The organism is Eubacterium uniforme, assembly GCF_900167115.1.
GTDB lineage: Bacteria > Bacillota > Clostridia > Lachnospirales > Lachnospiraceae > Eubacterium_S > Eubacterium_S uniforme.
On record NZ_FUXZ01000002.1, the window covers coordinates 193,390 to 206,016 of the forward strand.

General features: G+C 31.4%; 9 protein-coding genes. All 9 read left to right on the forward strand.

The genetic code is table 11. The features are described 5' to 3' along the window. Positions 1 to 119: 119 nt before the first annotated feature. Positions 120 to 4,010: a fibronectin type III domain-containing protein gene (locus B5D16_RS00765; RefSeq protein WP_078765042.1), complete on the forward strand. Its 3,891-nt coding sequence runs from the start codon at positions 120 to 122 to the stop codon at positions 4,008 to 4,010. A 254-nt stretch (positions 4,011 to 4,264) separates the two neighbouring features. Then, positions 4,265 to 6,103, forward strand: a complete 1,839-nt coding sequence (locus B5D16_RS00770; RefSeq protein ID WP_078765043.1) for a hypothetical protein — start codon at positions 4,265 to 4,267, stop codon at positions 6,101 to 6,103. Then, a complete protein-coding gene (locus B5D16_RS00775) occupies positions 6,076 to 6,291 on the forward strand; it encodes a hypothetical protein (RefSeq protein WP_078765044.1) in 216 nt (71 codons plus the stop codon). Before B5D16_RS00770 ends, B5D16_RS00775 begins: the two co-directional genes overlap by 28 nt. A gap of 97 nt (positions 6,292 to 6,388) precedes the next feature. Next, complete coding sequence (locus B5D16_RS00780) at positions 6,389 to 7,501, forward strand: glycoside hydrolase family 53 protein (RefSeq protein WP_078765045.1); 1,113 nt, start codon at positions 6,389 to 6,391, stop codon at positions 7,499 to 7,501. Positions 7,502 to 7,556: 55 nt separating this feature from the next. Further along, positions 7,557 to 8,720, forward strand: a complete 1,164-nt coding sequence (locus B5D16_RS00785; protein ID WP_078765046.1) for a galactokinase — start codon at positions 7,557 to 7,559, stop codon at positions 8,718 to 8,720. 40 nt (positions 8,721 to 8,760) lie between these two features. Then, the gene (galT, locus tag B5D16_RS00790; protein WP_078765047.1) at positions 8,761 to 10,263 is read left to right on the forward strand and encodes a UDP-glucose--hexose-1-phosphate uridylyltransferase; all 1,503 of its coding nucleotides are present in this window, start codon (positions 8,761 to 8,763) and stop codon (positions 10,261 to 10,263) included. 131 nt (positions 10,264 to 10,394) lie between these two features. Next, positions 10,395 to 10,967, forward strand: a complete 573-nt coding sequence (locus tag B5D16_RS00795; protein WP_078765048.1) for a biotin transporter BioY — start codon at positions 10,395 to 10,397, stop codon at positions 10,965 to 10,967. A gap of 9 nt (positions 10,968 to 10,976) precedes the next feature. After that, entirely contained in the window at positions 10,977 to 11,954 is a 978-nt protein-coding gene (bioB, locus tag B5D16_RS00800) for a biotin synthase BioB (RefSeq protein ID WP_200803905.1), read from the forward strand. After that, the gene (gene bioD / locus B5D16_RS00805) at positions 11,947 to 12,627 is read left to right on the forward strand and encodes a dethiobiotin synthase (protein WP_078765050.1); all 681 of its coding nucleotides are present in this window, start codon (positions 11,947 to 11,949) and stop codon (positions 12,625 to 12,627) included. Before bioB ends, bioD begins: the two co-directional genes overlap by 8 nt.

The following is a 12,627-nucleotide window of genomic DNA, read 5'->3' on the forward strand; positions in this document are numbered from 1 at the left end:
AATAAAAGCAATTTATATATGTATATTGCATTGTTACAGTGACTAAAATATGTTATAATTTTGTTAGGTTGTTTCTTACAAGGCAACAAATACTTATACGAAAGGAGAAAGAAGAGTTTATGAAGAATTATTTAAAGAAACTCTTAGTAGGACTTTTAGTAGCAGCTATGACTGTTACAAACATTGATTATGTTCCTGTTGCGGCAGCTGATTTAGCCGTTGGAGATGATCTTATTACAAGTGATGAAAAGTCAATGGCAAGTGAAAATTATTGGGACTACGGTAATGCGTGGTACGGTAGCGATTCTGGTGCTGGCTTTTCAACAGCTGATTTTGCAAAACAGGGAGATTCCTTTTGGGGAGTAGAGGATGCGGTTTCTACTGTTGTTACAAAAGAAACTAAAACTTTAAATGCAGGTACATATACTGTTAAATTTAAGGGCTTAGGCAGTGAGGTTGATGCTTATCCTTATGTAGGTGGAAAAGTTGAGACTTCATCAGTTTCTCTTACTAACACTTGGGGAAATCCAGATGAATTTACGCTTACATTCAGTGTTTCTGAAACAACTCAGACAAAAATAGGTTTATTCCTTGCTGGTACAGGGACTTCAGATAACTGGTTTAATGTAAGTGATATTTCAGTTACTTATACATCTACAGAAGTGCCAGTAGAAAAAGAATACTGGATTGCAGGTAATTCAGAAGCATTTGGTGCTGATTGGACTGAAGTTAAAATGACTAAGGAAAAGGATGGTACTTATTCCTATGAATTAGGTTATTTAGAACTTAGTACATTTAAAGCAACAGTATATTATGACGAAACATGGGGTACAGTTAAGTATTTTGAAAATATTCCTGTTGCTGCAGCTGGATATGTAAAAGTATTTGCTACAGTTGATGAAGAAGATTATGATAAATCAACAATAGTTGCAAAGGTTTATACAGATGATACATATTCAAAAGAAGTTGCTGTAGTTGATAAGGACTATTATGTTGCAGTTGGAACATTCCAGCCTACATTAACAGCTATGACTAAGGAAAATGACGGTACATGTACATATAAACTTGGTAAAGTTGAAGAAACTACAAATGAATGGGTTACTGTAACAGAAGATACTGATTGGAATGTTAAGTATGAATTTGGTACAAAGGCAATTCCTGCTGGTTACGTTAAACTTGTATTTAATACAGTTAGTCATACTTTAGAAATTAAAGTATATGAAGATGCTGAATATACTAAAGAAATCATTGAAAAAGCATATTATGTTGGCTTTAGTAATGATTTATCAGAAGGCAATAAGATGACTGAAGAATCTGAAGGTGTTTATTCACTTAAGGTTGGTCAGGTTAATAAAGGTAACGCTGAATTTGGCGTTTATAATAGTTTAGATTGGAATGATGTAGCTGTAGATTGGGGAAGTTATATTATCTATGCTGATGGATATGGTAAGGTAGTTTATGATTCTGCAGCTGGTACAGTTACATATGAAGTATATGAAGATTCAGATTATAAAAATTTAATTGAAGATACAACAGAAAAACCTGATTTCTATTTTGGAACAGATGGTTCTTTACAGCCTATGACAAAATTAAGTGATGGTATGTATTCTTATGAATTTGGAAAAGTATTAAATGGCGCTGTATTAGGAAATGGTGTTTATGGTCCAAAAGGCAGCTGGAATGATGTTGTTATCAATTGGTCAGATTATGAAATTCCTGCTACTGGATTCTTAAAAGTATACTTTGATTCAGTAGGTAAAATCGTTTCATATAAGATTTATACAGATGATACATATACAGAATTAGTTAAAATTGAAAATCCAATGGCTACAATTTATGTATATTATCCAGGTGATAAAGATGTAGCAAATGATACTTTAACAATAGCATTTGCTAAAGCTGCTATTGCTTCATCTCAGGATGCTGATAAATTAGGTAATGCTTATAAAGAAACATATTGGAATAGAACATGTTTCCCACTTAAGAAGGTGGCTGGTAAAGATAATTGGTATACATTTGATGTATATAAAGATTTCGGTGGATTCCAAATTGTAGCTAATCCACATAGCGAAGTATATCCTACAAATAGCAATGATAATGAAAATACAACATGGATCATTGATTTTGGATATTACGGTGATGTTAAAACAGCAGATACTAATAATGAAAAATACAATGCATTATTTGAAAAGAAAGTTGCATACGTAATGTACAATACATTATTTGATTCTGTTGAAGAAGCTGAAGCATTTGATAAAGCATTCGGTTGGAATTACTATATTGCAGGATCAACTGGTGCATTTGAACCAGCTTGTGATAAGGGTATCTTTAGTAACTATTGGGCTCAGGATAATTATCGTTTCGTTGAAGCCGAAAACAGATATGTTGGTGATGCTAACTGGCTTGATCAGATGGAAAAATCATCTGACGGCAAGAAGTTAACATGGGTTTCAAAGGAAAAAGCTAAGAAGTTTGAAACATATGCTCTTAATGTATATGCAGACAAGAGCTGGTTCGGTAAGGTTTGGAAGAATAATTATTCATTCCTTGCAGTAGCTGATGCTTATGTTAAGATTACATATGATTTAGTAAACAGCAAGTTTACAGTTGAATATTTTGATGATACTGAATGTAAAGAACCAACAGAATTTGACGAAGTAGCAATTTATTATTTCTATGGTGTTACAGGTTCTAAAGATCTTTACTTAGCATTTAATACAGATATACCAGGAATGAAAGCTACAAAGACATATTGGGGTAGAAATTGTTATCCTATGACTGAAGTTGGTAATGGCTGGTATGTATTTAAGGGTTATAAAGCTATTTATGGTGGTTACCAGGTAGTTGTTAATCCACAGAATGAAGATTATGGTAAGGGCGATAAAGCTGATAAAGAAGGTACAATCTGGCAGACAGATATTGGCGATTATGGTGATATCTCAACATCAGATGCTGACCTTTCAAGATTTAAAGCATTCTTATCAGCTGGAAATAAAGCATATATTAAGTACAATAAGGTATTTAAGACTCAGGAAGAAGCAGATAGCTTCGTAGATTGGACATACTATGTTGCTGGTTCAACAACAGCTTATACAAACACAGATGCTGGTAAGGGTATCTTTAGCAATTACTGGGCTGGTGATTTCGTTAAGGGTGTTGATGATGATGGCAAAGCATACGAAAAGAAAGAAGATACTTGGCCAGATGTACTTGCTAAGGAAGGTAACGATGTTTACTCAATTAAACTTGGTAAGGCTGTAAAGGGCACAACATATGCATTTAATGTATATACAGAGAAGGATTGGAATGCAACTAACCTTACAGGTTCACAGGGTGCTGCTAATCCACAGTTCAAGGCTACATCTAATAACTTTGTTAAACTTTACTTCTACAGAGATTTAAAGAACGGCAAAAATACATGGGCTGTTGAATATTACACAGATAAAGAATGCAAGAACAAAGCTAAATTAAGTGCTCCAACAAAGGTTAAAGTTAAATCAATTAAAGCAACTAAGGGTGCAAAGGTTAAAATTACTTGGAAGGCAGTTGACGGAGCAACAAGCTATGCTATTTATGCAAATGGTAAGAAGGTTGCTGGTACAACTAAGACAAGCAAGATTGTTAAATATGGTAAAGCTGGTAAGACAGTTAAGTTTACAGTAGTTGCAAGAAGCAATGAATATGGTTACTCTGCAGCAAGTAAGGCTGTAAAAGTTAAGACACCAGGTAAAGTTTCTAAGGTTAAAGCAAAAGGTCTTAAGAGCGGAATTAAGATTACATGGAAGAAAGTTAAGAAATCTAACGGATATGTAGTTTATCGTTCAACAAATAAGAAAAAAGGCTTTAAGAAAGTTGCTACACTTAAGAGTGCTAAGAAACATTCATTCTTAGACAAGAAGGCTAGTAAGGGTAAGAAGTATTTCTATAAAGTATTCGCATTCAGAAAGAATGGTAAGAAAGTTAAAGTATATAGCAATGCTTCAAAACTTAAATCAGCTAAAAGAAAATAGTTAATGATATTTCATTGATTATAAAATCTAATATGTAATTTGTTTACCGGTTCATAATGATTGTATACATAATCGTTATGAACCGGTATTTTTAGATACAAGTTAAACTGTACTTGTATAAAAATCGCATAAAATAAGGCAAAAACAGGTACTTATGATGGTTTCAAATTGACGATGAATTAATAACTATGTTACAATTTTTTTAGTGAAAGAGAGAAATATTCACATATGAAAAAAAGAGAAAGGAGATAAAGATGGATAAGTTTATAGTAAATATTATTCATCGTCCTGAAATGGTACCTGAATATGCGGAAAAGGTTACAGGACATGGCAAAGAAGAAGATATAGGTAGAGAGGCTTTGCTTACTGAGTCGCTCGATATTTTTAAAACACAGCAAGCAATTGCTCATAAGAACGGATTGAAAACAACTATTCAAATGACATATGCTTCACTTTTTAATGATGAGGCTGTTGCTTTAGCAAAAGAAGATCATGAGAAATATGGTGATGAAATTGCACTTTCGTTATTAGGTCTTCCTTGTGAAGAGTTTAGAGAAAAATACAAAACAAAAGATTTCTGTATTTGGATGTTTTCAATGGAAGATAAGAAGTCAATTGTTGATGATGTATTTGGTAAGTTTTATGATAAATTTGGTTTTTACCCAGAATCAACAGGTTCATATTACATGGATGCTGACTTAACAAACTATATTAAAGAAAAATATCCATCTGTTAAGTGTGCGGTTGCAACATGTTGGGAAGAAGGACCTAAGGCATACCATACATGTAATAATTCATGGTATACATTATTTGATGGTGGCCCATGGAATCCATGGATTCCTTCAAAACAGAACACACACGCTCCTGCAGCTAATGAATCCGAAGATAGTGGAATTGTAGCAATACCTCATTTATCAAGAGATTTAATTGCTTGTTATGATGGTAATGGTTCTAACTTTGGAACACATCCACAGAATGTACTTCGTGGTATGATTTATGATAGCAAAACTTGGGAGTATCCATATTTATATAATTTGATTGATCAGTATCGTTCTCTTGAAAAATACAATAATGGTTATTCATATAACATGATGTTTGTTGGACCAGGTTGGATGAATAAGATGGGCAGATGGGAAGCACCATACGAATTACTTTTAAAGAGTTATGAAGATGGATGTGCATACTACGGTGAACTTAAAAAAGAAGGCAAATTAGTTGATATGACAATGGCTGAATTTGCTGATTATTATAGAGAAAAGAAGACATATACAGAACCTGAATGTGCTCTTTGGAGAGATATTTTGTATGGTTCAGATAAGCAGTTATTCTGGTATTGCGATCCATACATGAGAGCATGTGTTAACATGGAACAGGGTGGTGCAATTGTAGACCTTCGTCCATATGCTTCTAAATTGTATTGGCCAGTAGGTATTGGTACAAAGCATGTACAGGATGCTTCATATCCATTCCTTATTCAGGAGAAATATAGAGCTGGTTACTTTACACATTACGCTGGTGAAGGTACCATTAGAAGTGCAAAACTTACATATAATGGTGAAGAAGTAGATTTAGCTTTATGTAGAACAACAGCATCATTCTCACAGGAAGGTGACGAAAGAATTGTCACACTTAAACCAGTTGACATTGAATTCTATGACCTTACTGTAAAACTTCAGACAAAAGTTATCTTTAAGGAAGGTGAAGGAACTATTCGTATTGAAAGAGAAATCTTAAGTATGAGTAATCCTAATGCTAAGGTTGAACTTAATGAGTACATGGTAGCTTGTTATGGTACAACAGAATATCCTGAAGATATGAATGGAATTAAACTTACAGCTTCATCTGATGATTTAACAAAAGAAATAATCTATGAATACAAATGTAGAGAAGAAATTGTTGATGGTGGAAAGAATACTGAAGCAGTGATTGATGCCATTGATACAAAAGTATCTTTATACACTGATTCAAATGATGGTGTATCTTATATAAGAGAGGGTTATGCATTCTCACCAATGTTTACACTCGGACTTAAGAAAAATATTAAGGAAGGGGAGGTGTGCAAATCATGGCTCAAGTTGGAAAAGGCAAATTAAATTACAGATGTCCATCATGCTTTATGAGGGATTTAGACATCGATATGTTTTATGACAAAGATAAGGATGAATTTTACTGCATACGTTGCCAGTACAGAGGTGATGAAAAGGATGTTCTTGAAAAGAACGAAATGGTAAGATTCAGATACAAAGCTATGCTTAAAAGATTTACTAATTTTGATTTATAAGATTTACTGTAAGCACAGATTACATGTGCTTACAGTTTTTTGAATAAATAAAAAGAGAATTAAAAAAAGAGAATAAGAAAAAGAAAAGAGGTTGATTATGGTGGAGTTTATAAAAGGTATGGACGTATCCACATTAAAAGAATTAGAAGAATGTGGTGCAAAATATTTCGATGAAAATAAAGAAAAAGAAGTTTTGGAAATTTTAAAGGATTATGGGTGTAATTACGTTAGAATCAGATTATGGAATGATCCATATGATGAGAATAACAATCCATATGGTGCAGGTACAAATGATTTAGATACTCTTATTTACATTGCAAAAAAAGCAAAAGCTTTAGGAATGGGATTTTTATTAGATTTTCACTATAGTGATTTTTGGACAGATCCTGGAAAACAGAATATTCCAAAAGCATGGAGAGGAATGGATATTAATCATCTTAGTAAATCACTTTATAATTTTACATATGAAACTTTAAAGAAATTAGAAAGTGAAAAAGTATTTCCTACAATGATTCAGGTAGGCAATGAATTGACTAATGGTTTACTTTGGCCTGTGGCTAAATATCCAAATTTCAAAGAAATTACAATGCTAATTAATAGTGGTATTGATGCTGTTAGAAGTATTAGTGAAGATGTTCCTATCATGATTCATTTAGATTGTGGTGGAAATAATGAAAAGTGTGTTGAATGGTTTGATAATTATATAAAAAACGATGGTGGTGATTTTCAGATTATTGGACTTTCATATTATCCTTTCTGGCAAGGTGGGCTAGATAAACTAAAAGCAAATGTTGATGATTTAGCTAAACGTTACAATAAGCCTATAAACATCGTTGAACTTGGAATGGGATTTACTACAGAGGATTATGCTGATAAAGAAGGACTTTCGGATAATGAAAGAAAGGGAATGGCAGCTACTAAGGAAAGATCTGCTGATGTTGATTACCCTATGACTAAAGAAGGACAAAGTGATTTTATAGAAAATGTTCTTGAAATCATAAAAGATATACCTAATGGATTAGGTAATGGATTCTTTTATTGGGAACCAGCATGGATTCCGATTAAGGGAAGTGGATGGGCTAATAAAGAATCATTAAAATACATTAATGATCCAGGTCCATGTGGTAATGAATGGGCTAATCAGGCATTATTTGATTATGATGGTAATGCACTTCCAAGTTTAAAAGTAATTAGAGATTTTAGTGTATAATTTAGATTACAGGAAATCTTTTATTAATATTTAATCCTAATAGAGAGGAGAGAGTATGAAGGATAAATTATTAGATATATTTAAGCAAAAATTCGGTGATTTTGGAGATATACGAGCATATTTTGCGCCGGGAAGAGTAAACCTAATCGGAGAGCACACAGATTATAATGGTGGTCATGTATTTCCTTGTGCTTTAACAATTGGAACATATGCTGTTGCAAGAAAAAGAGATGACGATAAATTACGTTTTTATTCTATGAATTTTGAAGAAATAGGTATTATTGAAACTTCTGTTGATAATCTTAAGAATGAAGAGAAGGATAATTGGGCTAATTATTCTAAAGGTGTAATCTGGGCGTTACAAAACGAAGGTTATAAAATTACTAGTGGATTTGATGTTGCTATATGTGGTACAATACCAAATGGCTCGGGACTTTCATCTTCAGCTTCACTTGAAGTGTTAACATGTTTCATATGTCAGGACTTATATGATATTGACATTGATATGATTAAGAATGCACTTATAGGCCAAAAAGCTGAAAATGATTTTATAGGAGTGAATTGCGGCATTATGGATCAGTTTGCCATTGCAATGGGCAAAAAAGATAGTGCAATATTCCTTGATACATCTGATTTAAGTTTTGAATATGCACCAGTAGTATTGAAAGATTCAAATATAGTTATTTTAAATACAAATAAAAAACGAGGACTGGGTGATTCTAAATATAATGAAAGAAGATCTGAGTGTGAAAAGGCACTAGAAAAAATTAAAACTGTAACAGATATAAACTCGTTAGGTGATTTGACTGTTGAAAAATTTAATGAATTAAAATCTGTAATAAATGATGAAATCTTAATCAAGAGAGCTAAACATGCTGTTAGTGAAAATGAAAGAACAGTAGAAGCAGTTGAAGCACTTAATGCAAATGATTTAAAAACATTTGGTGAACTTATGATTAAGAGTCATGAATCGTTAAGAGATGATTATGAGGTTACCGGTATAGAACTTGATACCATTGTTAATGAAGCACTTAAACAGGAAGGCGTTATTGGTGCAAGAATGACAGGTGCAGGATTTGGTGGCTGTGGAGTAGCAATTGTTAAATCAGAAAATACTAATGATTTTATAAATAATGTTGGTAATGCTTATAAAAACATAATAGGATATGACGCTTCATTTTATGTAGTTAACATAGGTGATGGTCCTGTCAAATTTTAATTTTATATTCTGACATAAAAAGGAAAAAAGAGGTTATATAATGATCGATATATATGAGTATATTGCAAAGCTTGTAAAATATGGGGAAGATAATGAAATAATCTCAAAATACGATAGGGTATATGTAATCAATTCATTACTAGAATTATTTGAACTTGAAGATTATTATGAGGATTCATATAAATCAGAGGATGATTTAGAAAAGATTTTAGAAGGCATGCTTGATTATGCCTATGATAAAGGGTTGATAAAAGAGAATACAACGACATATAGGGATTTATTTGATACAAAAATTATGTCAAAATTAACTCCACCACCTTCATCGGTGATAGAGAAGTTTAATGAGATTTATAAAAAAACGACACCTAAGAATGCTACTAGTTATTTGTATAAATTTAATCAGGATATAAATTACATTAGAAGATACAGGATTGCAAAGGATGTTAAGTGGAAAACAGAAACTGAATTTGGTAAATTGGATATCACTATTAATTTATCTAAACCAGAAAAGGATCCAAAAGAAATTGCTGCTGCAAAAAAGAGCAAGAAGAAATCATATCCAAAATGTCAATTATGTATTCAAAATGAAGGCTATGCTGGAAGAGTTAACCATCCAGCAAGAGGCAATCATCGAATAATTCCTCTAGTTATAAATGGACAAGAATGGGGATTTCAGTATTCGCCATATGTTTATTATAACGAACATTGCATCGTATTAAATAGTAAACATGTACCAATGGTAATTGATGAGAAAATTTTTAAAAAGTTATTTGATTTTGTAAAGATTTTTCCACATTATTTTGTTGGTTCAAATGCAGATTTACCTATAGTAGGTGGATCAATTCTTACTCATGAGCATTTTCAGGGTGGCAACTATGATTTTGCTATGGCTAAGGCACCTATTGAAAGAGAGTTTAAAATTAAAGGATTTGAAGATATTAAAGTTGGTATTGTAAAATGGCCTATGTCAGTTATTAGACTAAGAGCTAAGGATACTGACAGATTATCTGAACTTGGTACTAAGATATTTAATACATGGAAAGAGTATAATGATGAGAAAGTATATATATATGCATATACAGAAAAGATACGTCATAATACAATAACGCCAATTGCACGAAAAAGGGGTGCTTATTATGAACTTGATATTGTTCTTAGAAATAATATCACAACGAATGAACATCCTTTAGGCTTATATCATCCACACGCTGAACTACACCATATTAAGAAGGAAAATATTGGTCTTATAGAAGTTATGGGACTTGCTGTTTTACCATCAAGATTAAAAGAAGAAATGAAATTACTTGGCGAAGCTATTATTGATAATAGAGATTTTAAAGATGATGAAAAGATTGGTAAACATTATGATTGGTTCTTAACATTTAAAGATGAATATCAATTTAATAGAAGAAATACAAAAAAGATATTAAAAATTGAGATTGGTAAAGTATTTTTAAGAGTTTTAGAAGATGCAGGTGTTTTTAAAAGAGATGATAAAGGTAAGGAAGCATTTGCTAGATTTATGAGAAAACTCAATAAATAATAAAAGGATTATATTAGTATATTAAATGCTAATATAATCTTTTTTTGCTCAATTGTCACCCTTCGTATTTTTGTACGGTTGACGATATGTAAAAGCAATGCTATAATATCAAGCTGGAAGGAAGTGAAATTATGGAAAGAAGCGATACTATTAATAAAAATATTAATATCAAAGATATGACATTAGTATCTATGTTTAGTGCTCTTATTATGGTTGGAGCATTTATTAAGATACCAATTCCCTTATGCCCATTTACATTACAATTTCTTTTTACAACTCTTGCGGGAACTTTACTAGGAAAGAATAGAGGAGCTATGGCTGTAATAATATATATATTACTTGGACTTATGGGCATACCTGTATTTTCAAATGGTGGAGGTATATCTTATATTTTTCAACCCACATTTGGATATTTAATTGGTTTTATCTTTGGAACTTATATTACTGGATTAATAATTTATAATGGCAAGTTTAATAACATAAATATATTAATTGGATGCTTTGCCGGTTTGATAATAGTTTATTTTTGCGGCATGATATATTGCTATTTAATGCGAAAACTATGGTTAGATGATCCTATAAGTATTACAAGTTTGTTTTTATATTGTTTTGTATTAGCAGTACCAGGAGATGTAGTTCTTTGTATTGTATCTACAATAATAACAAAAAGGATATTACCAATAATTAAAGATAAAGGAATATAGAATATGGATATTAAAAAACTAAAAGAAGAAATAATAAATGGTAGAAGATTAAATAGAGAAGATGATTTAAATTTCTTTAAAACAGTAGACTTAAAAGAATTATGCAAATCAGCAAATGATATAAAAAACTATTTTTGTGGAGATTATGTGGATTTTTGCACGATTATAAATGGTAAAAGTGGTAAGTGCAGTGAAAATTGCAAATTCTGTGCACAATCCATACATCATAATACAAATATTGAAACCTATGATTTCTTAGATAAAGAAAGAATTCTAAAGGAATGTAAACATAACGAATCCAAAGGTGTTGATAGATTTGCCATAGTAACTGCTGGTAAAAAACTTAGTGGAAATGAATTCACTAAAGCAATTGATTGTTATAAAACGTTAAAAGAAGAAACAAATATTAAACTATGTGCTTCTTTTGGGTTGTTAGAAGATAATCAGTTTAAAAGTTTAGTTGAGGCAGGAGTAAAAAGATATCATTCAAATATTGAAACATCTAGAAATAATTTTAAAATTATTTGTAGTACACATACATTTGAAGATAAAATTAACTGCATTAGAAGGGCAAAAGCTGCTGGTTTAGAAGTGTGTTCAGGTGGAATAATTGGTATCGGCGAAAACATGGATGATAGAATAGATATGGCTCTAACACTTGCTGAAGAAGGAATTAATTCAGTTCCTATAAATGCTTTAATTCCAATACCTGGAACTCCATTAGAAAATCTAGAACGAATAACCGAAGATGAAATCTTAAGAACAATAGCTATGTTTAGATTTATTTTACCAGAAGCTGACATAAGATTAGCAGCTGGTAGAAATCTTATGAGTAATTGCGGAGAAACTGCTTTTATATCAGGAGCAAATGCTGCGATTACAGGAGATATGCTTACAACTTCTGGAAATGGAATTAGCGATGATATTAATATGATTAATGAATTGGGATTATCATCAAGGAGGAAAAAGGAGGAAAAAAATGAATAAAGGTTTATTTATAACTGGAACAGGAACAGACGTTGGAAAAACATATGTAACAGCTTTAATAGTTAAAAAATTAAAAGAAGCAGGATTAAATGTTGCATATTTTAAGGCTGCTATGAGTGGCAATGAAAAAGATGAGAATGGAAAACTTATTCCAGGAGATGCATTACATATAAAAGAGGTTTCTAAAATAAAGCAACCACTTGAAAGTATGTGCCCATATGTTTATGAAAAAGCAATATCTCCTCATCTTGCATCACAATTAGAAGGAAATCCTGTATGTTTAGATGTAATCAAAGAAGAATATGATAAATTATGTGATGAATATGATTTTGTTGTATGTGAAGGTAGCGGAGGGATAATTTGTCCGATTAGATATGATGATAAAACTATAATGTTAGAAGATATTATTAAATTATTGGATCTTCCATGTTTAATTGTAGCAGATGCTGGACTTGGTACTATTAATAGTACAGTATTAACATATGAATATATGAAAAATATCAATATAATAATAAAAGGTATTATATTAAATAATTTTCATAAAGGCGATTTGATGGAAGAAGATAATAAAAAAATGTGTGAAATTAAAACAGAAATTCCAGTATTATCAACAGTTAGTAAAAACGACGTCGATATAAATATTGAAATAAATAAATTAATTATGGAGGATTAA